Below are 25,148 nucleotides of genomic sequence, written 5' to 3' on the forward strand. Positions count from 1 at the left end.
TCGCAGAGCGGGCAGGTGCGGAACGCGACTCGCTCCGCCGTATCGGTCGTCGTTTCAGGCATCGCGCGTCCCCTCGCTCGCGATCGAACGTCGCCGATCGTGTCCGATGATCACGTCGCGCGACTCCGATCGACACCCCATGCGCCGGAACGGTAGCGACCTCGCGGCTGAGGAGCCGACGCCGAGAACGAGCCGCGCTGGCGGCGCTTGGCTCCGGGGGCACGCCCAACACCCCCCTCCAGCCCGGCACCTTGCGCGACCAGTGACCGAACCCGAACGCGAGGGGGACGGCCAACGAGGTGACGACGCCGAACTTGACGAGCGCCGGCAGCACGTCGACGAACACCAGCCGCTCGCCTTCCCTCGGCGGTGCGACCGTTGCGGCCTTCGCCTCGACCGGCCGGATCGTCGACATGGCAACGCTCCCGACGCGTGCAGCTCGACCGAATCACGAATGCCGTCGGCTCGCCAGGAGCGCTCGTCCCCAGTTGTCGAGATCCGCTCACCGAGCCGTCCGTCAGGCCGGCTGGGCCGGCCGGGTGCCGCCGCGCTCAGACGCCCAGGGCCCACGTGCGAGGCGTGGGATGGAGGTGGTTGTCGGCGACGTAGTTCAGGAATCGTCGGGCAGCACGGATGCGATTGGCGACGTCGCGGAGCAATGGCGGTGTCGTCGCCGAGTGCTCGGCCGCGGCGCGGTACCAGGCGGAGCTGAGCATCTCGAGCGCATCCAGGCCGGGCGAGGCCGAGAGGTGGTCGACGAGATGGTCGAGCTCGTCGTCGGACAGCCCGACCGATCCGCCGAGGTGCTCGGCCTGGGCGACCGACATCGCGCACGGCCCGTTCCGGTCGGGGAAGACACCGGCGCGGAACAGCGCGAGATCGCCGAGCTGTCTCAGCAACACGACCCGGTCGGCCGGCTCGACTGCGTCGAGCCAGTCGACCATCTCGTCGAGGTCGCCCGCGTCGACCGGCACGGGAAGGTCCGGCGGCGCGGCGAAGCCGACGAGCAGCCGGGCCGCGAACAGCAGCCGTCCGGGGGCGTCGGCGAATTCGAGCAACGGCTCGACGTCGAAGACCGGGAGCCGCTGACCCGGCCCGACCCAGTCGTCCACCCAGGTGCTCGTCGCCAGCTGGTCGGCCGCATGATGGACGAGGATCGCGAAGAAGAGAGCGGGTGAGACGACGAGTCGTTCCCCGTCGTCGTGCAGCACCGCTGCGACGACTCCAGGGTTGCGCAGGACATCGCATGCGTGCCACGGCCGGCGCTCGAGATCCGTCCGGAGTACCGCGGCATCGGCCTCGAGGACGTCGGCGAGCAGAGCGAGGTCTGCGTCCTGGAGCTGGAGCCGCTGCCGTGTCATGGGTCATCTCTCGGTCATGGTCGCCGGTTCATCGGTGAGGAACGTCCGCCGCTGCGGCCATGGCGCCACCAGGACGGCATGGTCCACCCACCCGGCTCGGAGCGTCCCGATCGTCGCCGCACGGACGCTCGGGCGCGAGCCGCGCCGCTGCGTGCGCTCGCCTCAGGGCAGCTCCGACCGCATCGATGCGACCGTGCGGCCGGCACCCCAGTTCGTGGACTCGAGCGCCCGCAGGATCGCCGCGAGGTTGCGGTCTCGGATGCGTTCGAGCTCGCGGATGCCGATGTGGCCGCTCTGCTCGTCGGACTGCGAGGCGATCGTGTCGATCAGCTCGTCGGTGAGCTCGGGGACGTCCATCAGCTTGGTCCACGGCCAGCTCAACGCCTCGCCGAACTGGGCGATGAAGTGGCGCATCCCGCCGAGCCCGCCGGCGATGCGGTACGTGTCGAAGAGCCCCATCTGGGCCCAGCGGAGGCCGAAGCCGAATCGGATCGCGTCGTCGATCTCCGCGGTGGTCGCGACGCCGTCGTGCACGAGCCAGAGCGCTTCTCGCCAGACCGCCTCCAGCAGCCGGTCGGCGACGTGGGCATCGATCTCGGTGCGGACGTGGAGCGGGTGCATGCCGATCGATCGGTACAGCCGCATCGCCCGGTCGATCACCTCGGGTGACGTCGATTCACCGCCGACGACCTCGACGAGCGGCAGGAGGTACACCGGATTGAACGGGTGGCCGACGATCAGTCGCTCGGCGTGGGCCAGCGGTTCGGCCAGCACCGAGGGTCGGAAGCCCGACGTCGACGAGGCGATGATCGCCTCGGGATCGGCGGCCGCATCGACGCCCGCCAGCGTGGCGTGCTTGAGCTCCAACCGTTCGGGCACGCTCTCGATCACGACGCCGGCGCCATCGCACGCCGCCTCGATCGAGTCGCATCGCGTCATCGATCCGATGAGTCCGATCGGCGGTTCGAGCTCGAGCTGCCGCCAGGCCCGCCGCGCGTTGTCGAAGACCTCGACCAACACCTCGTCCGCGTCGTTCGCCGGGTCGTAGGTAGCGACGTCGACGCCCGCCAGTCGCAGCCGCGCGACCCAGCCGGCACCGATCACGCCGCAGCCGATCGCCGCGGCCCGTGCGATCTCAGCCACGTCGTGTCAGCTGCAGCTCGTCGCGTACCTCGGCCGGGCCCTTCACGCCGACGCCGATGCCGGTGAGCACCTCGACGGCCCGACCGACAAGGTCGGCGTTGCTGGCCAGCGTGCCGCGCCCGAGATAGAGGTTGTCCTCCAGTCCGACACGGACGTTGCCGCCGGCGATGGCGGCGAGCGCGACGTACTCCATCTGACGGCGACCCAGCGAGAACGCACTCCAGGTCCACGAATCCGGGACGTTGTTGACCATCGCCATGAACGTGTTGAGGTCGGGCGGAGCGCCCCACGGCACGCCCATGCACAGCTGCACCATCGCCGGCTCGTCGATCAGCCCTTGCGCGGCCAGCGACTTCGCCTGCCACAGATGGCCGGTGTCGAACGCCTCGATCTCCGGCCGGACACCGAGCCCTTGGATCTGGCGGGCCATCTCGTGCAGCGTGGCGGTGCTGTTGGTCATGATGTAGTCGCCCTCACCGAAGTTCATCGTGCCGCAGTCGAGCGTGCAGATCTCGGGCTCGAGCCGGCGGACGTGCTCGAGGCGCTCGGTCGCACCGGCGAGGTCGGTGCCGGCCTCGTCGACGGGGAGCGGTCGCTCTGCCGACCCGAACGTGAGGTCGCCGCCCATGCCGGCCGTGAGGTTGATGACGACGTCGACGTCGGACGCCCGGACGCGTTCGACGACCTCGGCGTAGAGGTCGGGCTCACGCGCCGGTGCGCCGGTGATCGGGTCGCGAACGTGGATGTGCACGATCGCCGCGCCGGCGCGAGCCGCATCGAGGCAATCGGCGGCGATCTGCTCGGGCGTGAACGGCACCTTGTCGGACTTGCCGACCGTGTCGCCGCTGCCGGTGACGGCGCAGGTGATGAAGACCGACGTCATGTCGGGACCTCCCGCTGAGTGGTCGGATGGCGACGTGCGAGCACGCGGAGCCGCGAGTACAGGTCGTCGTGGTCGAGGTAGCAGCCACGCAGATGACGAACGCCGGCACCGTCGAACCCGTTGCGGCCGTGCAGGATCCGCCGGTTGTCGAAGGCCACCAGATCGCCGGGCGCGAACTGGTACTCGAGCTGGAACCGCTGGTCGCGGGCCATCTCGGCGAACACCCTCAGCGCCTCGTAGGCGCGGGGGATGTCGGCGCGGTCCATGTGCGGTGCGGTGCGCACCGGGTAGAACGCCCGCAGCGTCAGCGGCTGATGCCGCGACCCCCGGTCGATGATCGGGCCGATCCACCGGTGCTCGGCATCGGGTGACCGGTTCATGAAGGCCCAGTCGAGCTCGGTGAGCGCCGAGTACGCCTCGGGATGCTCGCGGCGGATCGCCTCGGACACCGACCAGCCGTCCGACATGCGCGAGGCGCCGCCGGCCACCGTGTTCTCGAGGCAGTGCAGGAACTGGAACCCCGGCGGGACCTCCCGCGTCGGGAGGTCGGTGTGCTGTCCGAGATCGAGGCCGGTGTTGGCCGTCGAGTCGGGCTCGACCTTCGATTCGACGCTCCAGACGGGCCCGAAGTTGGTCTCGCGGATCGGGCCGATCGCCGATGCGAGGCGGCCGACGAAGTCGGGCGACGTCGGCGTGTCGACGAGGCGGCACAACCCCGACCGCGTGACCTCGATCAAGAACTGCATCATCGCGTCGTCGTCGTGCAAGACGTTCGTGCCGTCCAGCGTCGGCGGCGCGTCGAGATCGCCGGTCGTCCAGGGGACGGGGTCGGGCAGGCCGCCGGCCGGGGCGTGGCGGCCGTCGGCGACGAACCGGAGCCAGCCCGGGTGCACGCGGTTCGTGCGACCATCGGCCCAGCGGAGCTCGACCGCGCCGTCGGGACCGATGGCCGCGTCGACCAGGTCGCCGGGCTGGGGAAGATCGCGCGGCTCGAGCATCGACTCGCGGCTGCTCGGCTCGAGCCCGAAGCCCTCGGCGTTCTCGGCCAGCCACAGCGAGTACGCATCGAGCCGTGCTCCGTCGTCCCATGTCATGGTGACGAACCCGTCGTCGACCGACACCGACGCCGGTGGCCGCCAGTCGTGCTCGTGGAAATCAGGTGTCAGCGGTCGCCGCTCGGGTGCGTTCACCGGCCCCCCTCGGCCGGGCGGCTGGTCCACCCGGGCAGGCGGAACCGTAGCTCAGCCGCGTCGCTGAGATCGCGTCGCAACGACCTCGACCGCGAGGACGACGACGAACGCCGCGACCGCGATCAGCACCGGGATCGCCACGTCGTCGGCCGGACTGCCGAGCTCGGTCGTGTTGGTGCCGTTCGGCCACGGCCAGAGCACCCGGAGCGAGCCGAGCATCAGACCGATCATCGCTGCGATGACGAGATCGTGGTGGTGCTCGAGCAGCCAGTTGAGGACGGTGGAGAACAACGCCAGACCCACGATGCAGCCGATCGCCGTGGCGACGAGCGGGAGCAGGTCCCGGTCGTTGACCGCCCCGAGGACCTCGGTGTACATGCCGATCATGACGAGGATGAACGAGCCGGAGATGCCCGGCAGGATCATGGCGCAGATGGCGAGCGCGCCGGCGAGCAGGAAGACCCACCACGGCTCGGTGACGATCTCCTCGCCGGCGGCCTCGGTCTCCTCGCGAAGACCGAGGATCAGGAACAGCACCAGCCCGACGCCCGTCATCATCGCGAGCTCGGGGGCGGTGACCATCTTGATCAGGCGCCAGGCGACGATGACCGAGCCGGCTACCAGGCCGAAGAACAGGCCGGCCATGCGTACGGGGTGGTCGTGGAGCAGGTCCTCGATGACCGACGACAGGACCGCGATCGCCGCCAGGACGCCGACGAGGAGGGAGATCAGCCACACCCACTCGACCTTGCGCAAGCTGGGCACGAACTCGCTGGTGCGGCCCCTGGTCAGCTCCTTGAGCGCATGGGCGCCGGCATGCACGTTGCGGATCAGTCGCTCGTAGATGCCGAGCACGAGCGCAACGGTGCCGCCGGACACGCCAGGCACGATGTCGGCCGCGCCCATGGCGAACCCGCGCGCGACCTGGGAGGCGGGGGTGGTCAGCGGCACGGTCGGCGAGGCTACCGGCCCGACGCGCTCACCGTCGGGGCAGCAGGGAGGGTGACGTCGAGCAGCTCGCAGTCGGCAGTTGCGTCGGCGAGGCGGTAGGCGACGCCCCCGGGAATCGCCACGCTGTCGCCGTGACCGAGCACGGTCCCATCGGCACGGTCGGTCTCGACGCCGAGCGAACCCCGCAGGACGACGAGGAACGTGAGCTCGGCGTCGTGGACGATCTTCCCGCCCGTGCCCCTGGGGCCGTCGCCTGCCGCCGCCGGTCGTGCCACCCGCGCGCCCGCCAGCCCGGCGGTGGCATCGCCGATGCCGGTGTCGCGCGCCTCCCAGCCGTCGAGGCGCCACGGGTGGTAGCTCGCATCGGCCGCGATGTGCCGCACGAAGCGCTGACCGCCGAAGTCTCGCCCGGCGTCGACGCGGTCGTTCGGGAGCGGCAGGGACCAGTCGGCGATCGTCTCGTGTTCGGCCGGACACCCGATCTCGATCACCTCGAGGCCGGCCGAGCTCTCGAGCACGCGATGACGGATCTCGGGCGGCTGCAGCACGCAGTCGCCCGCATGCATCACGAACGGCTCGCCCTGGTCCTCGTACACGACCTTCACCCACCCGGCCTTCACGAAGATCAACTGGAACCGGATCTTGTGGAAGTGGACGTAGTCGGGCACGGGGCCGGCTTCGGGGATCGTGATGTGCGACGCGATGAAGCGGCCGCCCCACCGATCGGGGATCAGATCCCGGTAGCGCATCCCGGCGCGACCGACGCCGGACTCGCCGTCGTTGCGGGAGATCGTGAGGGACGGACGGTTCTCGGGCAGAGTGACGGTCGTCGTCGCCGGCCTGAACTCGATCTGCGTGCCGCCGGGCAGCGAGACGCCTCCCGCTCGGTCATCGGTCAGCACGTGGATCATGAGCGGGTCGACGCGCACGTCGGCGACGCGCCGCTCGAGTCGCAGTCGCGTCCCGTGTGCCGAGATCACGGCAGTCGAGGGCGAGTCGGCCGGGAAGATGGCGTCGATGCGGAAGCCCAGCTCACCGGTCAGCGCGTCGAGGTCGGCGTCGAACTCGTGGGTCGGCACGACGACGTGGACGTCCGCGATCATGGCGGCAACCTACCGCCCGCTGGTCATCGCCCCCAGTAGCCGCGCATGCCGGGGATGTGCCGGCGGATGAGGCCGTGCTCGCCGAGCGTCACCACGTGGACGGTCTGCAGCAGGCCGTTGTCGGTGTCGACGAGGGCGTCCCACATCAACACGTCGTCGTGTTCTCGCAGCTGGTCGACCGATCGCAGCGCGAACCCCGGGTGCTGGGCGAGGAAGGTCCGGAAGTACCCGCCGATCTCGTCGGGAGTACCGGCGACACCGTCGTACCTCACGATCTCGGCGCCCGGTTCGTACATCGCCACGACGCCGTCGATGTCGCCGGCCCCGAGGAGCTGGTAGTAGCGATCCAGGAAGTCCCGACCGGTGCTCACGGCGTCAGCGTAGGCCGGGGTGGTCCCGCCGACACGGAGCGGAGCGACGGGGCACGGCACGGGCGTGGACGACTTCGCGAACTTTCTGCGAGATCGCGCCGGCGGCGTGCTCTTGGCCGGTGTCCGACACGACACCAGACCAGGAGGATCCACCATGTTCACCAGCCGCCGCTTCAACGTCATCGCTGCCACCGCCATCGCCGGGGCGATCGGCACGGTCGGCATCGTCGCCGCCGGCTCGTCCGGGTCGACGACCAGCTCGTCGCCTGCCTCGGCCGCGCCGAGCCCCACACCGGACGGACCGACGGCCCCGGCACCGACCGAACCGGTGGCCACCACCCCCGCTGCGACGACCGCCGCAACGACGCCGGCTGCATCGGCGACCGCCGGGGAGGCAGCTCCGACGGCGGCGCCCGGCGCGACGGATGCTGCGCCGGCTGCGAAGGATGGTGCCTCGGCGACGCCGTCCACCGCGTCGGAGCCGTCGAACCCGGACACCGAGCCCGCCGACCCCGAGCGGCCCGCACCGGGCGAGCCGGGCGTCGTCGACGGCGAGGAGGGCACGACCGACCCGCCGCCACCCCCGCCGCCTCCTCCGCCGAGTGACCTCATCGAGCTCGCCTCGGTGCCGAAGCCACCGCCGCCCCTTCCGCCGATTCCGGGCCCGGTCGACCTGGTCACGCTGCCGATGGACCCGGGCCCCGGACCGATCGACGATTACGCCGCCCCGGTCGACCCGACGCCCTGGAACGTCGGAACCGACTTCCAGGTCGTGGCGATCCCGGGGTACCTCGGTGACTTCTCGAGCGGCTACTCCGGCTGCCAGCTCGAGTGCGTCACGACCGCACTGCTCAGCTCGAACCCGGTGAACCCGAACGTCCAGCTCGACGCCACGACGACGGTGCCCGTGCACTTCGAGGTCGAGGTCAACGAGACGTACGGCGACTGGGGCAAGCACTTCAACAACCCCGGCTACGACACCGAGTGGTCGACCACGCTCGGGCCACTCCAGCCCGACACGACCTACGACCTGACCCTGATCGCCATCGACCAGGACGGTCACTCGAAGGTGTACGAGCACCAGTTCACGACCGTGGCGATCATCGACGGATTCGCCAGCAACGCGAAGGGCTGCGCGCTCGCCTGCATCACCGAGGGCACCGTCGAGATCGACGGCGCACCCAACGACGTCGAGGTTCACGTGAAGACCAACACCCCCGCCGCGCTGCAGGTGTGGTTGTCGACGTTCGAGCCGACCTGGGTCGACGACCCCGACGCCAAGCCGGCGTACGACCCGGTCCACGAGAGCGACACCCCGTCGACCAGCACCACCTTCGACGTGAAGGACCTCGAGTACGCCACGCTCTACCACGTGGTCGCCCGGGCCCACGACGACCACGGTGACCACTACCGGGTCGGCACGTTCCAGACCGGCGCCGAGCCGCAGGTCGACGTGCTCGTCACGTTCGAGGAGATCACGGTCACCCACGACGGCGACGAGGGCGACAGCAACCGCGGTGAGATCCGGTTCAGCTGGGGCTTCGACGGCACCGGCATCGGCGGCCGCAGCGAGCAGAAGATGCACCCCGGCAAGGTCTCGATCGACGGTAGCAACGCCAAGTGGTTCCGGTTCGACCCGACGGCCGAGTCGATCCCGAATCCCACGATCGGTGCCCACGAGCGTGACTGGGACGGCCTGATCGAGTGGTGCAGCTACGGCTGGGGCCCCGGCGTCGAGCCGAGCTACGTGGCCGACTGCGACATGAAGACCAACGTCGCCCACCACGGCGGCCCGGTCAGCCTGGAGCAGATCGAGGCGTTCCCGCCCTGCAGCCAGTTCGGCGTCGACGCCGGCGCCGGTGCCCGCTGCGCCGCCCTCGGCAGCTCGGTGTTCGGCACCCGTGACCCCGACTACGTGCACTTCAGCGCCGTCGTGTCGTTCGTCGTGCACGACTGATCCACACCCCACCCCTGGCGGGAACCGGCGGGACGGGAGGACGGCCTTGCAGCCGTCCTCCCGTCGTCGCGCCCGGATGCCGCAACTCGACGCCGCCGCCCGAGCGTGCGGTCGGCTACCCGGTCACGTCACGACCCTGCGTCCCGCCCTGACCGCTGCGGTGAAGCCAGGGGAGGGCAACGTTGGCGGCGATCAGTAGTCGATGCCGCGCTTGGCGCGGATCCCCTGCTGGTAGGCGTGCTTCACCTCGGTCATCTCGGTGACCGTGTCGGCGATGGCGACGATCTCCGCGGGAGCGTCGCGGCCCGTGACGATGACGTTGACATGGCGCGGCCGGCTGGTGATCGTGTCGACGACGTCCTGCTGGTCGATCCAACCCCAGGTGCAGAGGTAGGTGAGCTCGTCGAGGATCACCAGATCGTGCTCGCCGGCCTCGATCAAGCGCTTCGCTGCGGTCCAGCCCTCCCGCGCATGCGCCCGGTCGTCGTCGAGGTTGTCGGAGTCCCACGTGAACCCGTCGCCGAACGCGTGCCAGTCGACGCCGAGCTTCCGTCCGATCGCCTCCTCGCCGACCTTCCACTCGCTCGACTTGATGAACTGTGCGACGGCGACGTTCCAGTCGGCAGCGAGCGCCCGGATCATGACGCCGAACGCCGCTGAGCTCTTGCCCTTGCCGTTGCCGGTGTTGACCAGCACGAGCGAGTCGGCCGAGCGCAGACCGTCGGGTCGCGGGTCGTCGGTGAGTGCCTCGGTCGTGGGTGTCGTCGCGTCGTCGCTCATCAGGCGGCGCAGCCTATTGGACTGTCGGCGAACCCAGGCGACCGTGTAGAGTCTGCGACCGCACGGTTCGGTGCGAAGTCCGGTGAGATCCCGGCGCTGTCCCGCAACGGTGGTTCCAGATTCGGTCTGGACGAGCCCGGTCGACCCGCTCCGCGCGCGAAACCCAGACCCTCGAGGCAAGGGCGGTTCGCAGGCCGGTGTCCGGCCGAACGACCCACTTGTCCTCCCACCCGTGGAGGAGACATCCATGCGCAGACTCCCGCTGTTCGCCGGCCTGCTGGCGGCCGGACTGCTCGCCGCCGCGTGCGGCGACGACGCCACCGACGAGGCGGCCGCGTCCGCCACCACCCAGCCCGCCGTCGTCGCAGACGAACCCGTCGAGGACACCGACGAGGCGGCCACACCCGACGAGGCGCCCGCCGACGAGCAGCCGGCGCGTGATGCGCCGAGCACGATCATCTCGCTGTCGCCGACGGCGACCGAGATGCTCTACGCGATCGGTGCCGGCGACCAGGTGCTCGCCGTCGACGACTTCTCGAACTACCCGCCCGAGGCGGCGGCGAAGATGCAGGGGCTCAGCGGCTTCGAACCGAACGTCGAGGCGATCGCCGGGCTCGAGCCGGACCTCGTCGTCACCGACGGCACCAACCCGGACCTGCTCGGACAGCTCGACACGCTCGGCATCGACCGCTGGGAGGGACCCGCCGCCAGCACGTTCGACGACGTGTACGACCAGATCGAGCAGCTCGGCGCCGCGACGGGCCGCGCCGACGAGGCTGCCGAGCTGGTCGGGCAGATGCAGAGCGAGGTCGACGCGGTGATCGCCGGCCTGCCGGCGCTCGACGAGCCGCTCACCTACTACCACGAGCTCGACAGCACGTTCTTCACGGTCTCGTCCGAGACGTTCATCGGGGCGGTCTACGACGAGATGGGGCTGGTGAACATCGTCGACCTCTCCGGCGAGGACCTGGGCTTCTACCCGCAGCTGAGCGCCGAGTTCGTCATCGACTCGAATCCCGACCTGATCTTCCTCGCGTGCACCAAGTACTGCGGCGAGACGGCCGACACGGTCGCCGAGCGACCGGGGTGGGACGCGATCGATGCACTCGCGAACGGCGGCGTCATCGAGATGGACGACGACATCGCCTCCCGCTGGGGGCCGCGCATCGTCGACTACCTGCAGGCCGCCGGCGACGCGGTCGGTGTCGTCGCCGAGGGCTGAGCAGGCAGCGCCGTGCACGACGAGCAGCGCCGCGAGCGGAGGCGGGGAGCCGGCTGGTACGTGACCGCGGCGCTCGTCACGGTTGCAGCGGTGCTCCTCGGCGCAATGATCGGACCGGCGGGGCCGACGTGGTGGCGGGTGCCGCTGGCCCTGCTCGATCACCTCCCGCTGATCTCGATCGACAGCGGCGTGTCCGATCGCGAGTGGTCGATCATCTGGGACATCCGGATGCCGCGCGTCGTGCTGGCCGGCCTGGTCGGCGCCATGCTGTCGGTGGGCGGTGCGAGCTACCAGGGCGTGTTCCGCAACCCGCTCGTCGACCCGTACCTCCTCGGTGCCGCCGCCGGTGCAGGGCTCGGCGCGACCCTGATGATCGCCACGTGGGGCGACGTCGGCTCGGGATGGCCGATCGATCCGGTCCCTGCGGTTGCCTTCGTGTTCGCGCTCGGCGCCGTCGCGGTGACCTACCTCGTCGGGGCGTCGTTCGGTGGGCTGCGTTCGACGGCGACCCTGGTGTTGGCGGGTGTGGCGATGGTCTCGTTGCTCACCGCCGTGCAGACGTTCGTGCTGCAGCGCAACACCGAAGTCGTCCGTGAGGTCTACAACTGGATCCTCGGCCGCGTGTCGACGGCGACGTGGGCGGACGTCCGGCTCGTGCTGCCGTACGTCACGATCAGCTGCGTCGTGCTGTTCCTGCACCGCCGCCACCTCGACCTGCTGCGGGTGGGCGACGACGAGGCCATCACGCTCGGCGTGCCGGTCACCCGCGTGCGCCTGATCGTCGTGATCGCAGCGACGCTCGGCACGGCGGCGGTCGTGGCGGTGAGCGGTCTCATCGGCTTCGTCGGTCTGGTCGTGCCGCACATCGTGCGGCTGATCGCCGGCGCGGGATACCGGCGCCTGCTGCCCCTGACGATCGCGTTCGGCGCCGCGTTCCTCATCATCGCCGACATCCCCGGCCGGATGTTGACCGCGCCGGCCGAGCTCCCGATCGGCGTCGTGACGGCGTTCGTCGGGGCACCGTTCTTCATCGTGCTCCTGCGGACCAGGGATCTGACCCGATGAGCTCGATCGAGTTCCGCGGCCTGTCGGTGACGTACGGCAAGCGCGTCGCGGTCCAGCCGTTCGACGACGTGGTCCGGTCCGGCGAATGGCTCGGCCTGATCGGGCCGAACGGGGCCGGGAAGTCGTCGCTGCTCAAGTCGGCGGTCGGGATCGGCCCGTCCGCCGGCGACGTACTCGTCGACGGAGCATCGTTGTCCCTTCGCTCGCGCTCGCGGCGCGCGGCGCTCGTCGCCTACGTGCCGCAGGACCCGTTGATGCCCGCGGACATGACCGGCTTCGAGTACGCGCTTCTCGGCCGCGCGCCGTACGTCGGCTACTTCGGGACCGAGAGCCGCCACGACCGGGCCATGGTGCACGGAGTGCTCGAGCGGCTGGCATTGAGTGAGTTCGCAGACCGGCGGTTGGGCGAGCTCAGCGGCGGTGAGCGGCAGCGCCTGCTGCTCGCCCGGGCGCTCGCCACCGAGGCCCCGATCCTGCTGCTCGACGAGCCGACCAGCGCCCTCGACATCGGCCATCAGCAGCAGTCGCTCGAGCTCGTCGCCCGCCTGCGCGACGACCATGGGCTGACGGTCATCTCTGCCATGCACGACCTCACCCTCGCCGGGATGTACAGCGACCGCCTGGCGCTGCTGTACGAGGGGAGCGTGGTCGCGAGCGGCGATCCCGTCGACGTGCTGCGGCCCGAGACGCTCGCCGAGTTCTACGGCGTCCGGGTCACGGTGCACCACGAACCCGACGGCACCGTGGTCGTCATCCCGCGCCGAGAAACCCTCGCCTGACCGCCGTCCGCGGGCCGTACCGTGGAGCCGTGGACGTCGACGTGGCCGCCGCGAGCCGGTTCCTCGGCGAGCTGTTCGACGAGCCGATCGTCGCCGAGCCGGCCGGGGCGGGCATGTGGTCGCGCTGCTTCGGGTTCGAGCACGACGGCGCACGGCTCGTCGTGCGGTTCGGCCGGCACCGCGACGATTTCGAGTGCGACCGGTTCGCGGCGCGGTTCGCTCGTCCCGGCCTGCCGATTCCTCGGGTCCACGCCGTCGGCGAGGCGCCCCGCGGCTGGTACGCGATCTCCGACCGGGCCGACGGCCGAGCGCTCGAAGACGTCCCGACCGACCAGTGGCGTCGCCTGGTGCCGGCAGTCGCCGGCGCGTTGGCGGCGATGCGCACGATCGAGCCACCCGAAGGGTGGGGCGGCTGGACGCCTGCCGGGACCGGCGAGTTCGGCGGCTGGCGGTCGTTCCTGCTGTCGGTCGCCGAGGACGGCGACGACGAGCGTCAGCAGGGCCAGCTGGCGAGCGTCGAAGCGCATCCGGACGGCGCCGCCTGCTTTCGCTGGGGCTTGTCGCTGCTCGACGAGACCGCCAGGGACGACGTGCCGCGATCGGTGCTCCACGTCGACCTGATCAACCGCAACGTCCACGTCGCCGGCGACAGGATCACCGGGATCTTCGACTGGGGCTGCGGCTGCTACGGCGACCCCCTCTACGAGCTCGCCTGGTTCGACTTCTGGTCGCCGTGGCACCCGAACCTCGACGTCGATCTGCTGCTCGAGACGACCGACCTGCCGCTCGGGAGCGACCGGCACCTCGCCTGCGTCGTCCACATCGGGCTGGCGCACCTCGCCTACAACGCGCACCACGGCACCGCGCAGGCCGTGACGGAGACCGCTGACCGACTGCGCGCCGTCGTCGCGCGATTCGGCTGATCGCCCGGCCGTAGCGCGATTCGGGAGGGGTACCGGAGGCCCTGTTCGCCGCCGGGGCCCGAGGCGTATCGTCGAAGGCGGAGAGGAGGTTCCCCCATGCGTACCTCTCGTTCTTCCACGGCGCAGTGCGCCCGCCGGGCGATCGGGCTGACGGCGGTCGCACTTGTGGCTGTCGCCCCGGTGGCATGCAGCGACGACGACGGCGGCCCGGGCCCCGCCGAGGAACCCGGACCTGCCGAGGAGCCCGGCCCAGGGGGCGACATCGGCCCGGGGGATGACATCGGCCCGGGAGACGACGTCGGCCCAGGAGGCTGAGACGCCGCAGACGGGCCTGCGTCGTGGTCAACCGACCACGGTGACCACGATGACGCCGGCCAGGACGAGCCCGCTGGCGACGTACTCGCTGCGCGTGTGCCGCTCGCCGAGGTGCAGCCGGGCGAGCGCGAAGGCGATCAGGAGCTCGACCTGACCGAGCGTGCGGACCTTGGCCGCGCTCTCGAGCGTGAACGCCCAGGCCCACCCGATCGAGCCGAGCAGGCTGAAGACCCCGACCCACGTCGCCGGCCAACGCGCGGCGAGCACGGCGCGGATCTCGGCCGGCTCGGTCGCCGCGAGCCAGGCGAGGTTGATCGCCGTCTGGACACCGAGCAGCACCGTGAGCGTGAACACGGCCCGGTCGAACGAGGGCGCGCCGGTGAGGCTGCGCGAGGCCGCACCGATCCCGATCGCGGCGATCGCGAAGCCTGCGCCGGCGACGAGGCCCATGAGTGCCGCCGGATCCCCGGCACGTCGGAGCAGCGAGGTCAGGTCACCCTTCGCAGCGAGCGCAGCGACCCCGATGCTGACCAGCACGGCGCCTGGCCAGCCGAGCGGGGCGAGGCCGGTCCCCACGCCGATCAGGCCGAGCGTGGCGACGATCAGCACCTCGGACTTCGAGTAGACGGTGCCGATCGCGAAGTCGCGGAGCTTGAACGATCGGAGCAGCGCGACGGTGGCGACGATCTGTGAGACGCCGGCCGCGGCGACGATCCACCAGAACCGTCCGGGAACATCGGGCACGTCGCGCCCGGCGAGTCCGAACAGGGCGGCGCTCAGCAGCACCGCGAGCGGGAGCCCGTACGCGTAGCGGACGAAGCCGGCGGCGTTGGTGCCGAGCACCGAGCGCAGCTCGTGCTGGCGGGAGGTGCGCAGGATCTGGAAGGTGGCGGCGGCGAGCGTGATCGGAATCCACATGGCGTCTCGACATTCGGGATGAGCGACCCGATGTGTGAGACGACCATAGCTCGTCCGTTCGATGGGCGACCGATGCCTCGGCGATGCCGCCGCACTCGGGCGGGCGGCGGCATCGCGCCGTGATCATGGGGTCATCACGCGGCGATCGGTTCGGCCTCGGCGACGTCGCTGCCGCCGAGCTCGACCATCCCGTCCCAGGCGGTGACATCGCCGTAGCGGGTCTTGTAGAGGCCGCTGCCCTCGAGCCATGCCTGGCCGCGCCCGTGGGCGAACAGCTCGACGTCGCCGTCGACGATGACGGAGAAGTCGCTGCCGCGCACGTACACGCCGCCGGTGAAGTCGCTCAGGATCACCTCGGTGTCGGCCTCGGCCTCGGCGGGTGCCCCGTCGCGGTCGTCGACACCGCGGACGACGAAGCGCATGTCGCCGGCCCGGTCGGTGAGGATGACGTCGCCGTCCGCTCGGAGGCGGATCCAGCCGCCCATGTCGATCTCGACGTCGCCGGTGCCCTTGGCCGCCAGCGAGCCGCGTCCCTCGACCGTCGGATCACCGGTCGATTCGTCGGACTGCGCAGCGGCGAGCCCGGCGGGGGCCAGGACGGCTCCGACGGTCAGTGCCAGTGCTGAGATGAGCAGTTTCTTCATGGTGGATTCCCTTTCTGCGGTGGTATCCACACGATGAGCCGCGCAGGTGAGACCGCCCCAGGACATGGGTAAGGTCGAGACGCGAGTCCGGTAAGGATGATCAGGAGCCCGACCATGTCACGGGGAGTGGCACACCACCCGGAACCGCGACCGGCAGATGCGGCGTCGAAGAGGCCATGAGGTCGATCGCTGCGTCCATCGTCGTTGCGTCGCTCGTCGCTGCCTGCGATGCAGACCCGCCGTCAACGGCTCCGTCCGTGAGTGCCACGGCTGCGGACCGCCGGTCGCCCCACGCGACGACATCGCACAGCGCCGCCGATGGGCGGTCGGCCGCCACCGTCGTGATGGAGCGAGCCGATCCCACCGGTGGTGTCACCGGCCCCGTGATGTTCTGGCGGGAGCGCGGCGGCTCCACCTCAGCAGCAGACCGCCTGCCGACGGTGACGGTCGAAGGAGCGCTCATTCGTGGTCGGCTCGAACTCGACGGCGAGTGCCTCTATGTCGTGGACGCCGGCCTTCGTCACCCGGTGCTGTGGGAGTACTTCACGCGCTGGCTGCCCGAGTCGGCGACCGTGCTGTTGCCCGACGACACGGTTCTGTCGGTCGGCGACGCAATCGAGGCGGGCGGCGGGTACCACCGGCCTGACGCTTTGGAGGAGTTCACACCGAGTGAGGAGGTTGCCGAGCTCGCCGCCCGATGCGCCGAGGAGCCCTACCGTGAGGTCGCGGTGATCCAGTCGGCCGTCGGGCGGGTTGGATCACCGCAGGCGTCGTCGGGAGACGTCGACGTTGTCGAGCCCCCGAGCGAGCTGGCGATCGGCGACGTCGCACCGGTCCAGATCTGGGCCGGGTGCACGCTGGAGCTTGCGATCGGCGAGGAACGCTTCGTGCCGGACGAGGAGCTCGTTCCGGCGCCACTCGACGGCCGATACCGGGCCGCAGACTTCCCGCCGAGCTGGCACGTACTGGTCTTCAACGAGGGGCCCACCGACGGTCCCGCGTACGTGGTCCTCGACGCCGAGGCGGAGCGACTCGATGCCGAGACGGTCGAGGTCCGGGACCAGGACTCAGGTGATGTCGTCGGCACGTTCCGGCTCGACCGAACACCAGTCGACGAGCTCGTGACCTGCCGTAGTGCAGGTGCGGCCCAGACCGAGCGTCAGCTGCTCGGGTCGTACCAGTGGTCGCCGTCTGCGAGCAGGCGGTCGGCCTCGCTCGGCCCCCAGGAACCTCGGAAGTACGGGTGAACGGGGCCGGGCTCGTCGAGTGCCGGCTGGACGACGCGCCAGGTCTGCTCGACGACGTCCTGGCGTGCGAACCGACGCGGGGAGCCGGCGATCGCGTCGCCGAGCAGACGCTCGTACGCCTCGGACCGCTCGCCGAGCGCGGCGGCGAAGTCGACGGAGATGTCGACCTCCTGGCTGTCCAGGTGCGGCCCCGGGGTCTTGGCCTGCAGCGCGAACGTGACACCGTCGCTGTTGCCGAGCCGGAACCGCACCAGGTTGCGGTCCGGCGCCGGGCCGCCGGCTTCGTCGAACAGCAGGCGCGGCGGTGAGTGGAACTCGACGACCGCCTCGGTGGCCGGTTCGGTGAGGGCCTTGCCGACCCGCACGTACCACGGGACGCCCGCCCACCGCCAGGAGTCGATCTCCAACCGGGCCGCAGCGAACGTCTCGACCGACGAGTCGGTTTCGACGCCCGGCTCGTCGCGATAGCCCACGTACTGACCGCGCACGAGGTGGGCGGGGTCGATGGCCGTCATCGCCGCCATCACCTTCGTCTTCTCGTCCTGGAGGAACTGGGCGTCCGAGCCGGCAGGCGGCTCCATCGCGAGCAGTGCCACCACCTGCAGGAGATGGTTCTGCAGCACGTCGCGAATCGCTCCGACGCCGTCGTAGAACGAGCCGCGCCCCTCGACGCCGATCGTCTCGGACATCGTGACCTGCACGCTGCGGACGTACCGGCGGTTCCAGATCGGCTCGAGCAACGTGTTCGAGAATCGGAAGACCAGGAGATCCTCGACGCTCTCCTTGCCGAGGTAGTGGTCGATGCGGAAGATCCGCTCCTCGGGGAAGACCGACGCCAAGGTGGCGTTCAACTCCTGCGCGGAGGGAAGGTCGCGGCCGAACGGCTTCTCGACGACGATGCGGCCGCGGTGGTTGAGGTCGACCGAGGCGAGTCGCCTCGCCACCTCGGGGAACATCGACGGCGGGATCGCCATGTAGTACACCGCGTTCTTCGAGCCGTGACGGTCGAGGGTGGCGCGCAGCTCCTCCCAGGTCGATTGCTCGGCGTAGTCGCCCTGGATGAGGTCGAGCCGCTCCATCAGGGGGTCCATCACCGCCGCGTCGGCGTGCGGCTCGGACGCGATGATCGCGTCGTGGGCGTTCTGGCAGAAGGCGTCGTCGGTCCAGTCGCTGCGGGCGACGCCGATGACCGGCACGTCGAGCGCGCCGGTGCGCTCGAGGTGATAGAGCGCAGGAAACAGCTTGCGCTTGGCCAGGTCGCCCGTGGCGCCGAACAGCACGAGCGCGTCGGCGCGTGGTTGCTCGCTGTCGAGCAGCATCATCGGCTGGACTCCTTCCGCTCGCGGTGGCCTCCGAAGCCCGCTCGCATCGCCGAGAGCACCTTGTTCGCGACGTCGGCTCGACCGCGCGACTCGAACCGCGAGTACAGCGCCGCCGAGAGCACCGGCGTCGGGACGCCCTCGTCGATCGCCGCGTGGACCGTCCAGCGGCCCTCGCCCGAATCGCTGACGTGGCCGGCGTACTCGTCGAGGCGGGGGTCCTCGAGCAGCGCCTCGGCCGTGAGGTCGAGCAGCCAGCTGGTCACCACCGAGCCGCGCCGCCACAGCTCGGTGACCGCAGCGAGGTCGATGTCGTACTGGTAGTAGCGGGCGTCACTGAGCGGCGCGGTCTCGGCGTCGGCGGCATGGTCCTCGGCGCCGATGTCGGCCTTGGCGAGCACGTTGAGGCCCTCGGCGTACGCCGCCATCAGGCCGTACTCGATGCCGTTGTGGACCATCTTGACGAAGTGCCCGGCGCCCGACGGGCCGCAGTGCAGCCATCCCCGCTCGGCCGGATCGGGCGGGCCGTCGCGGCCGGGCGTGCGCTCGGCCGCGTCGAGGCCCGGCGCGAGCGAGTCGAAGACCGGTTCCAGCCGCTCGACCGCCTCGGTCTTGCCACCGACCATCAGGCAGTAGCCGCGCTCCAGGCCGTGCACACCGCCACTCGTGCCGACGTCGAGGTAGTGCACGCCGTGGTCGGCCAACAGCGGGCCGCTGCGATCGACGTCGTGGCGATACCAGGAGTTGCCGCCGTCGACGATCGTGTCGCCGGGCGAGAGCAGCGGCGCGAGCCGCTCGACGGTCGCACCGACGAAGGCGGCGGGGATCATCACCCACACGTGACGGGGTGGTTCGAGCGCCGCCACCAGGTCGTCGAGTGTGTGAGCCGGTGTCGCGCCCTCGCCGGCGAGCTCGTCGATGGGTTCGGTGCTGACGTCGTGGACCACGCACTCGTGCCCGTCGGCCATGAGGCGACGCACCATGTTGGCGCCCATCCGGCCCAGCCCGATCATGCCCAGCTGCACGGTGGATCGTGGGGAGGGTTGCATCGGCCCAGCCTGCCACGCCTCGGCTACGGTCGCTCGCGTGGGTGGCAAATCGTCCGGGGCGCGCACGAACGCCGCAGAGGTCGAGGGCGAGTCCGGCGATGTACGCGGGCACATCGCCTCCTGCCGTGCCTCGCACGCAGCGCTGGTCGGCCACCTCCGGGAGCTGACCGACGTCGACCCGGCCGCGCCGTCCCGGCTCCTCGGCTGGTCGATCGGGCACGTGCTCACCCACATCGCCCGGAACGCCGACGGGCACGTCTCGATGCTCGACGGATGCCCGCAGTACCCGCACGGGCCGGAGGGCCGCACCGCCGACATCGAGCGGGGCGCGGTCCGGCCCTGGCCGGAGCTGGTCGACGACGTCGCCACGAGCGCGGCGGCGCTCGAGCGGCGGTGGGCAACCCACGGCGACTGGGACGGCACCTCCCGGATGCTGTCCGGCGAGCGGCCGACCGGGCAGCTCCCTCTCCTGCGTCAACGCGAGGTCGAGGTGCACCGGGTCGATCTCGGCCTCGGCTACGAGCTCGGCGACATGCCGGCCGACTACGTCCGGCGCGATCTGCGCCTGATGGGCATGCTCTGGACGGCCCGCCAACCGATGGGGATGACGCCGCTTCCCGACGCGGTGCTCCGGCTCGCACCGTCGGAGCGGCTCGGGTGGATGATGGGCCGCCTCGACCTCGACGGTGTGCGCCCGGCCGGGCTCTTCTGAATCGCGCGGCTCAGCCGCCGGGACCGTCCGCTCGACGATTCGTCCCGTCCCGGCCCTCTCGATCGCCGGCGGCATCACCGGACCGCGCCTCCGCCTCCCGCTCGGCGAGCGAGATCGCCGGCAACCAGAAGTCCTCGAGCGTGCGCACGGTCAGCCGAACGGCTCGCACCGCGGCCGCGGCGGCCGGATCGCTCGAGCGCAGCCGGCGCAGCTCGTCGCGCGCTGCCTCGACCCGCCTGCGTGCGGCCGACACCTCCGCAGCGCCGCTCATGCGGCGTGGCGGACTCGGTGAGCGGCATCGAACTCCTCGGCGCGCCGGCGGAACCGGAACGACGTCGTGCGGAGATCGTCGGCGGCCTGATGGAGCTGGTGGAGGTTGCGTTCGAGCAGCCGCTCGCAGAGATGCGCCCGGGTGTCGCCCCACCAGTTGTCGGGGGCGTCGCCGAGCGTCAGGACGACCGATCGTTCGATCGCCGAGGCGAGCGAACGGAGCTCGGCGGCACGCTGGCGGAGCACGGACGAGTAGGGGTGATGTGACGGCTGCTGCTTCATGGTGACCTCAGGGGCAGTGAGGGTCAGGAGTTCCGCGAAGCGGAAACGGCCCTCGCGTCGTGCGATGCCAGCTCGAACACGATCGTGCGGTGCGGCAGGCCGGTCGCTGCGTCGACGAACTCCGCCCCCACGGTGTCGAAGCCGTGCCGGCGGTAGAAGCCCAGGGCCGTCGACCGGGCGCGGGCCCACACCAGTCGGCTGCCCGCGTCGCTACAACGCAAGAGACCGGCGTGCAGCAGGAGCGACGCGAGGCCCTGGTCGCGGTGCCGCGGTTCGGTCGCCATGCCGCGCAGCTGATGCGCCGGTACGCCGGGTTGCGGCTCGAACTCCCGGACCACCCAGGTCGACACGGCGAGGAGGAGGTCGCCGTGACGGACGCCGAGATGGAGCGTCGTCGGGAGATCGTCGCCCTCGAACTCGACGACATCGCTGTCCGTGCCGTCGCGCAGCACGGACCGCCGGAGCGGGTGGGTGTCGACCGCATCGAGCTCGACCACCAGCACGGTACGACGCTACCGAGGTCCGAGCTCGACGATGCGGTCGGCGACGGCCTCGGCCTCGGCGCGGTCGTGCGTCACCCAGAGCGCAGTCGTCGCAGCACGCCGGAGGATCTGCGACACGTCGACCGCGAGCCGATCGTGGAGCTCGCGGTCGAGGCCGGTCAGCGGCTCGTCGAGCAGCAGCACGTCGGGACTCGGCGCGAGCGATCGAGCGAGCGCGACCCGCTTCGCCTCACCACCCGAGAGGTTGTCGATCGCCCGCTCGCCGAAGCCCGACAGCCCGACGAGCTCGAGCATCGCATCGACCCGGCGCCGGCGCTCGTCACGGCCGACGCCCTGCATCCGGAGCCCGAAGCCGACGTTGCCGGCGACGCTGAGGTGCGGGAACAGCTGCTCGTCCTGGAAGACCATCCCGACCGGGCGCCGATGGGTCGGCACGTCGGCCATGTCGTGCCCGCCGATCCGGACGATCCCGCAGTCGGGTCGCACCACACCCGCAACGATGCGCAACAGCGTGGTCTTGCCGCTGCCCGACGGGCCGAGCAGGGCCACCACCTCGCCGTCGTCGACCGAGATCGAGAACGAGTCGAGCACCGGCACGTCCTCGAAGCCGATCGAGACGTCACGAACGTCGAGCACGGTCGCCTCCTGCGTCGACGAGCACCACGATCGCGACGGTTGCCGCGGCGAGCAGGGTCGCCAGGGCGAACGCTTGTGCCTGGAACACACCGCCCGTCCGCGCCAGCAGCCGTTCGATGACGATCGGGAGCGTCTCCTCACCGGACCGGCTGAGGAAGCTCGTGGCGCCGAACTCACCGAGCGAGATCGCCGCGGCGATGCCACCCCCTGTCGCGAGCGGTCGCCGCAACATCGGCAACGTCGCCGTCGCCCAGGCGCGGATCGGGGGTGCCCCGAGCGTCGCTGCTGCAGCCCGGAGGTCGGGGTCGATGCTCCGGGCGACTGCGAGGGCGCCGCGAACGACGAACGGCACGGCGACCAGCGCGTGGCCGACGGGCACGAGCCACCATGAGGCGCGCCAGTCGACCGGCGGCGTGTCGAACGTGATCAGCATCCCGAATCCGATCGTCACCGCCGACGTGCCGAGCGGCAGCATCAGCCCGGTGTCGATCGCTCGGCCGCTCCGCCCCAGCACCGTGATCGCGACGACGGCGGCGGTGCCGATCGCCGTCGCGAACGCGGTCGCCCAGGCGGCGTTGGTCACCGAGGCGAGCAGGGCGTCCCCCGGATCGACGCCGAGCCGCAGGCCGGGTCGGATCTCGTTGCTGCCGAGGCCGCGCCACGCGTCGGTCGAGTAGGCGCCTCCGATCCGGAACGAGCGCTCGACGAGCGCGACCAGCGGCGCGGCGACCATCACGACCGCCAGCCCGAGCGCTGCGCCGACGGTCCACCATTGGCGACCGCTCGGCCGCGGGTGGCGGCTCGGCTCGCGCAGGTCGACGACGTGGGCGGTGCGCCGCTGCACGGCAGCCGCACCGGCTGCCATCGCGCCGAGAGCGAGCAACTGCAGCAGGGTCAGGACGGCAGCACCGCCGATGTCGCCGAGCTGCGTCGCCCGGCGCCAGACCTCGACCTCGATCGTGGTGCGCCCGGGAGTGCCCAGCACGCGGATGACGCCGAACGACGTGAACGTGAAGAGGAACACGATCGCAGCCGCCGCGGCGAGCGCAGGGCGGATCAGCGGCAGCGAGACGTGGCGGAAGGTCGCCCACCGGTTGGCGCCGAGCGTCGCTGCGGCGTGATCGAGGTCGTGTGGCAACCGCTCCCAGACCGAGCCGACCGTTCGCACGACGACCGCGAGGTTGAACACGACGTGGGCGCCGATGATCGCCCAGACACTCCGGTCGAGCGACGACGGCAGGAGTGCGACGAACGCGGCGCCGACGATGACGGTCGGCAGCACGAACACCGCCGTGAGCACGCTGAGGAGCACTCGTCGCCCCGGGAAGGAGAACCTCGACACCGCCCAGGCCGGCGCGAGGCCGGCGAGCAACGTCAGCATCGTGCTCGCCACCGCCTGCCAGAACGTGAACCAGACCACCTCCCACGTTCTCGAGTTGCCGAGCGTGTCGCTGATGGCATCGATCGACACGCCCCGTGCCGTGAGCGTGAGGAACGGCCACGCGTAGAAGACCGCGAGGAAGACGACGGGTGGTGCGGCGACCGCGGTGACGAACCACCGCGGCAGTCGGTTCAGCCGGCGACGATCTCGGTCCACCGGTCGATCCACTCGCTCCGGCGCTCGTCGATCAGCGCCGGGTCGACCGTCAACGGTTCGGCGGCGATCGTGGCGTGATCGACGAAGGCCTGGTCGAGCTCGACGTCCTGGTTCGCCGGGAAGACGAAGAGGTTGAGCGGCACCTCGCGCTGGAATCGCTCGCTGATCAGGAAGTCCATCAGGCGGCGCGCCTCGTCGGGTGCGTCGGTGCCCCGCAGCACGCCGGCGAACTCGACCTGCCGGAAGCACGTCGCCTCGACGACTGCGGTGGGTGCCTCGTCGGGGGGTTCGGCCGCGGCGAGCACCTCGAACGGCGGACTCGACCCGTAGCTCACCACGAGCGGGCGATCGCCGCCCGCCAGCGAGAACCGCTCGTAGTAGGCCTGCGTCCAGCCGTCGACGACGGCGACGCCGTTCGAGTCGAGCTCGCTCCAGAAGGCCTCCCAGTCCGACCCGAACTCGGCGACCGTCGCGAGCAGGAAGGCCAGGCCGGGGGAGGAGGTCGCCGGATTCTGGACCACCAGCCGGCCCGCGTACTCGGGATCGGCGAGCTGGTCGAGGTCGGTGGGCGGTTCGAGGCCGGCGGCGTCGAGCGCCGCGACGTCGTAGTTGACGCACACGTCGCCGAAGTCGACTGGCGTCGCCTCGCCACCGGGAACGAGATCCGTGAACTCGCTGGGAATCCGCTCGATGCCGTCGGGCACGTAGGGTTCGAACACGTCGGCCTCGAGGGCGCGCGACAGGAACGTGTTGTCGACGCCCCACATGACGTCGCCTTCCGGGTTGCCGGCGGTCAGCACCGCCTTGGAGAGCATGGTGCCGGTGTCGCCGGCGATCAGCACCTCGACCTCGATGCCGGTCTCGTCGGTGAACTCGTCGAGCGCGAGCTGGACCGGGTGCGGGTCGTCGGGATCGTCGGTCGGGAAGGACTCGTAGGCGACCAGCGTCACCGCCCTCGCGCGGTCGGAGCCGTCGTCGCCGCACGCGGCGAGAACGACGGTGGCTGCCAGTGCGGTGGCGATCGTGGTGCGGTTCACGGCTGCTCCTCGTCGGGCGTGGTGTCGGCGACGCCGGGGGCGCCGGCCGTGTCACCGGTGGCGGTTCGGTCGTCGAAGACGGTCAGGACGCCGCTGGAGACGGCGATCGTGATCGGTCGGTCCGTCGCGACGTTGCTGACGCCGCGCCCGACGACGGGTTCGAGATCGATGCCGTCCAGCGGCCAGGCCGCGCCGTGCACCACCACGCCCGTGCACGGGCCGTGGAGCGCGAGCAGCGAGAACTCGGTCCCGGTCGGGAGGTCGAGCTCGGCTCGACCGGGGCCGTGGAGGACGACCAGGTGCTGGTCGCCCCACCAACCCTCGATCTCGGGGATGTGGGTCAGCGACGCGGCGCCGAGCGCACCGATCGCCGCGACCGTGTGGTCGAGCCGGTCGCCGCCCCCCGCCAGCAGGATCAACCGGGCCGGGTCGAGGCTCGCCGCCATCGCAAGTGCGAGCTCGGTGTCGGTCTGGTCCTTGTTCGGGTCGTGCCGCTCGATCGTCGCGTGCCCTTCCGCCCAGGCGAGACCATCGGGTGTGACCGAGTCGAGGTCGCCGACCAGACCCGCCGGCCTCAGCCCGGCGGCGAGGGCGTGGTCGAGCCCGCCGTCCGCGGCGAGGACGATCCGTTCCCTGGGGAGATCGGCGACAGCGCTCGGTTCGAGCGGCTCGGCCCCGGTGACCACGATGACGGTTTCGTTCATGCTTCCTCCGCCGGCATTACCCGGATCAGGTGTGCGGGTCGGCGATGGCGATCACCCTCTCAGCCCGCCGATCCAGCGAGCTCCCCGGTCGATGTCATCGATGTTACCCGGTGGCGGCCGGTCCTCGGAGGCGGAGTCCGGGTTCTGCGGATCGTCGGCAAGGTCGTTGGCCACTTGCTGCTCGCCG

General features: G+C 71.0%; 26 protein-coding genes and 2 riboswitches. Of the genes, 7 read left to right on the top strand and 19 right to left on the bottom strand.

Going from position 1 to position 25,148, the window contains the following annotated elements:
• Nucleotides 1-551: 551 nt before the first annotated feature.
• The 7 genes from QNJ12_RS02515 to QNJ12_RS02545 form a co-directional block, all read right to left on the bottom strand.
• A complete protein-coding gene (locus tag QNJ12_RS02515; RefSeq protein WP_300618417.1) occupies nucleotides 552-1,361 on the bottom strand; it encodes a hypothetical protein in 810 nt (269 codons plus the stop codon).
• A 162-nt stretch (nucleotides 1,362-1,523) separates the two neighbouring features.
• Nucleotides 1,524-2,504 carry a 3-hydroxyacyl-CoA dehydrogenase NAD-binding domain-containing protein gene (locus QNJ12_RS02520; RefSeq protein ID WP_300618419.1) on the bottom strand — a complete coding sequence of 327 codons (981 nt, stop codon included), beginning with the start codon at nucleotides 2,502-2,504 and terminating at the stop codon, nucleotides 1,524-1,526.
• Complete coding sequence (locus QNJ12_RS02525; RefSeq protein ID WP_300618421.1) at nucleotides 2,497-3,387, bottom strand: 3-keto-5-aminohexanoate cleavage protein; 891 nt, start codon at nucleotides 3,385-3,387, stop codon at nucleotides 2,497-2,499. The genes QNJ12_RS02520 and QNJ12_RS02525 overlap by 8 nt, the downstream gene beginning before the upstream one ends.
• On the bottom strand, nucleotides 3,384-4,577 hold the full coding sequence (locus QNJ12_RS02530; RefSeq protein WP_300618423.1) for a TauD/TfdA family dioxygenase: 1,194 nt from the start codon (nucleotides 4,575-4,577) through the stop codon (nucleotides 3,384-3,386). Before QNJ12_RS02530 ends, QNJ12_RS02525 begins: the two co-directional genes overlap by 4 nt.
• Before the next feature lie 51 nt (nucleotides 4,578-4,628).
• Nucleotides 4,629-5,528, bottom strand: coding sequence for a DUF368 domain-containing protein (locus QNJ12_RS02535; protein ID WP_300618425.1), 900 nt, complete (start codon nucleotides 5,526-5,528; stop codon nucleotides 4,629-4,631).
• A gap of 11 nt (nucleotides 5,529-5,539) precedes the next feature.
• On the bottom strand, nucleotides 5,540-6,631 hold the full coding sequence (locus tag QNJ12_RS02540) for a hypothetical protein (RefSeq protein WP_300618427.1): 1,092 nt from the start codon (nucleotides 6,629-6,631) through the stop codon (nucleotides 5,540-5,542).
• Nucleotides 6,632-6,654: 23 nt separating this feature from the next.
• Nucleotides 6,655-7,002 carry a nuclear transport factor 2 family protein gene (locus tag QNJ12_RS02545; protein ID WP_300618429.1) on the bottom strand — a complete coding sequence of 116 codons (348 nt, stop codon included), beginning with the start codon at nucleotides 7,000-7,002 and terminating at the stop codon, nucleotides 6,655-6,657.
• 154 nt (nucleotides 7,003-7,156) lie between these two features.
• Between QNJ12_RS02545 and QNJ12_RS02550 the strand changes: the two genes are divergently transcribed.
• On the top strand, nucleotides 7,157-8,959 hold the full coding sequence (locus QNJ12_RS02550; protein WP_300618431.1) for a hypothetical protein: 1,803 nt from the start codon (nucleotides 7,157-7,159) through the stop codon (nucleotides 8,957-8,959).
• 192 nt (nucleotides 8,960-9,151) lie between these two features.
• Here the strand turns inward: QNJ12_RS02550 and cobO are convergent, their stop codons facing one another.
• A complete protein-coding gene (gene cobO, locus QNJ12_RS02555; RefSeq protein WP_300618433.1) occupies nucleotides 9,152-9,739 on the bottom strand; it encodes a cob(I)yrinic acid a,c-diamide adenosyltransferase in 588 nt (195 codons plus the stop codon).
• 31 nt (nucleotides 9,740-9,770) lie between these two features.
• Nucleotides 9,771-9,907, top strand: a riboswitch (cobalamin riboswitch).
• Nucleotides 9,908-9,986: 79 nt separating this feature from the next.
• Here cobO and QNJ12_RS02560 point away from each other — a divergent pair.
• The 4 genes from QNJ12_RS02560 to QNJ12_RS02575 are packed head-to-tail and all read left to right on the top strand — an operon-like array spanning nucleotide 9,987 to nucleotide 13,728.
• Nucleotides 9,987-10,961: an ABC transporter substrate-binding protein gene (locus QNJ12_RS02560; RefSeq protein ID WP_300618435.1), complete on the top strand. Its 975-nt coding sequence runs from the start codon at nucleotides 9,987-9,989 to the stop codon at nucleotides 10,959-10,961.
• Nucleotides 10,962-10,973: 12 nt separating this feature from the next.
• Complete coding sequence (locus tag QNJ12_RS02565; RefSeq protein ID WP_300618437.1) at nucleotides 10,974-12,026, top strand: iron ABC transporter permease; 1,053 nt, start codon at nucleotides 10,974-10,976, stop codon at nucleotides 12,024-12,026.
• Nucleotides 12,023-12,805, top strand: a complete 783-nt coding sequence (locus tag QNJ12_RS02570; RefSeq protein ID WP_300618439.1) for an ABC transporter ATP-binding protein — start codon at nucleotides 12,023-12,025, stop codon at nucleotides 12,803-12,805. Before QNJ12_RS02565 ends, QNJ12_RS02570 begins: the two co-directional genes overlap by 4 nt.
• Before the next feature lie 29 nt (nucleotides 12,806-12,834).
• A complete protein-coding gene (locus tag QNJ12_RS02575; protein ID WP_300618441.1) occupies nucleotides 12,835-13,728 on the top strand; it encodes a phosphotransferase family protein in 894 nt (297 codons plus the stop codon).
• A 342-nt stretch (nucleotides 13,729-14,070) separates the two neighbouring features.
• Here QNJ12_RS02575 and QNJ12_RS02580 read toward each other — a convergent pair whose 3' ends face one another.
• Both QNJ12_RS02580 and QNJ12_RS02585 read right to left on the bottom strand, forming a co-directional pair.
• Nucleotides 14,071-14,961 carry a hypothetical protein gene (locus tag QNJ12_RS02580; RefSeq protein ID WP_300618443.1) on the bottom strand — a complete coding sequence of 297 codons (891 nt, stop codon included), beginning with the start codon at nucleotides 14,959-14,961 and terminating at the stop codon, nucleotides 14,071-14,073.
• Nucleotides 14,962-15,095: 134 nt separating this feature from the next.
• The gene (locus QNJ12_RS02585; RefSeq protein ID WP_300618445.1) at nucleotides 15,096-15,605 is read right to left on the bottom strand and encodes a hypothetical protein; all 510 of its coding nucleotides are present in this window, start codon (nucleotides 15,603-15,605) and stop codon (nucleotides 15,096-15,098) included.
• A 344-nt stretch (nucleotides 15,606-15,949) separates the two neighbouring features.
• Between QNJ12_RS02585 and QNJ12_RS02590 the strand changes: the two genes are divergently transcribed.
• On the top strand, nucleotides 15,950-16,852 hold the full coding sequence (locus QNJ12_RS02590) for a hypothetical protein (protein ID WP_300618447.1): 903 nt from the start codon (nucleotides 15,950-15,952) through the stop codon (nucleotides 16,850-16,852).
• On the opposite strand, the gene zwf is transcribed toward QNJ12_RS02590, so the two are convergent.
• Nucleotides 16,765-18,174: a glucose-6-phosphate dehydrogenase gene (zwf, locus tag QNJ12_RS02595; RefSeq protein WP_300618449.1), complete on the bottom strand. Its 1,410-nt coding sequence runs from the start codon at nucleotides 18,172-18,174 to the stop codon at nucleotides 16,765-16,767. The genes QNJ12_RS02590 and zwf overlap by 88 nt on opposite strands.
• On the bottom strand, nucleotides 18,171-19,196 hold the full coding sequence (gnd, locus tag QNJ12_RS02600) for a phosphogluconate dehydrogenase (NAD(+)-dependent, decarboxylating) (RefSeq protein WP_367281741.1): 1,026 nt from the start codon (nucleotides 19,194-19,196) through the stop codon (nucleotides 18,171-18,173). Before gnd ends, zwf begins: the two co-directional genes overlap by 4 nt.
• A 61-nt stretch (nucleotides 19,197-19,257) precedes the next feature.
• Between gnd and QNJ12_RS02605 the strand changes: the two genes are divergently transcribed.
• Entirely contained in the window at nucleotides 19,258-19,932 is a 675-nt protein-coding gene (locus QNJ12_RS02605) for a maleylpyruvate isomerase family mycothiol-dependent enzyme (RefSeq protein WP_300618453.1), read from the top strand.
• A 10-nt stretch (nucleotides 19,933-19,942) separates the two neighbouring features.
• Here the strand turns inward: QNJ12_RS02605 and QNJ12_RS02610 are convergent, their stop codons facing one another.
• From QNJ12_RS02610 to QNJ12_RS02640, 7 genes are all read right to left on the bottom strand, one after another.
• Nucleotides 19,943-20,203 carry a hypothetical protein gene (locus QNJ12_RS02610; RefSeq protein ID WP_300618455.1) on the bottom strand — a complete coding sequence of 87 codons (261 nt, stop codon included), beginning with the start codon at nucleotides 20,201-20,203 and terminating at the stop codon, nucleotides 19,943-19,945.
• Nucleotides 20,200-20,484, bottom strand: a complete 285-nt coding sequence (locus QNJ12_RS02615) for a hypothetical protein (RefSeq protein ID WP_300618457.1) — start codon at nucleotides 20,482-20,484, stop codon at nucleotides 20,200-20,202. The genes QNJ12_RS02610 and QNJ12_RS02615 overlap by 4 nt, the downstream gene beginning before the upstream one ends.
• 23 nt (nucleotides 20,485-20,507) lie before the next feature.
• The gene (locus tag QNJ12_RS02620) at nucleotides 20,508-20,987 is read right to left on the bottom strand and encodes a GNAT family N-acetyltransferase (RefSeq protein WP_300618459.1); all 480 of its coding nucleotides are present in this window, start codon (nucleotides 20,985-20,987) and stop codon (nucleotides 20,508-20,510) included.
• Between the two features lie 9 nt (nucleotides 20,988-20,996).
• Complete coding sequence (locus QNJ12_RS02625) at nucleotides 20,997-21,623, bottom strand: ABC transporter ATP-binding protein (RefSeq protein WP_300618461.1); 627 nt, start codon at nucleotides 21,621-21,623, stop codon at nucleotides 20,997-20,999.
• Nucleotides 21,607-23,220 carry an iron ABC transporter permease gene (locus QNJ12_RS02630; protein ID WP_300618463.1) on the bottom strand — a complete coding sequence of 538 codons (1,614 nt, stop codon included), beginning with the start codon at nucleotides 23,218-23,220 and terminating at the stop codon, nucleotides 21,607-21,609. The genes QNJ12_RS02625 and QNJ12_RS02630 overlap by 17 nt, the downstream gene beginning before the upstream one ends.
• Nucleotides 23,196-24,257, bottom strand: a complete 1,062-nt coding sequence (locus QNJ12_RS02635; RefSeq protein ID WP_300618465.1) for a thiamine ABC transporter substrate binding subunit — start codon at nucleotides 24,255-24,257, stop codon at nucleotides 23,196-23,198. Before QNJ12_RS02635 ends, QNJ12_RS02630 begins: the two co-directional genes overlap by 25 nt.
• Entirely contained in the window at nucleotides 24,254-24,961 is a 708-nt protein-coding gene (locus tag QNJ12_RS02640; RefSeq protein ID WP_300618467.1) for a thiamine diphosphokinase, read from the bottom strand. Before QNJ12_RS02640 ends, QNJ12_RS02635 begins: the two co-directional genes overlap by 4 nt.
• Nucleotides 24,946-25,058: riboswitch (TPP riboswitch) on the bottom strand. It overlaps the preceding gene by 16 nt.
• Between the last annotated feature and the right edge of the window lie 90 nt (nucleotides 25,059-25,148).

This window comes from Ilumatobacter sp. (assembly GCF_030065885.1).
Lineage (GTDB): Bacteria > Actinomycetota > Acidimicrobiia > Acidimicrobiales > Ilumatobacteraceae > Ilumatobacter.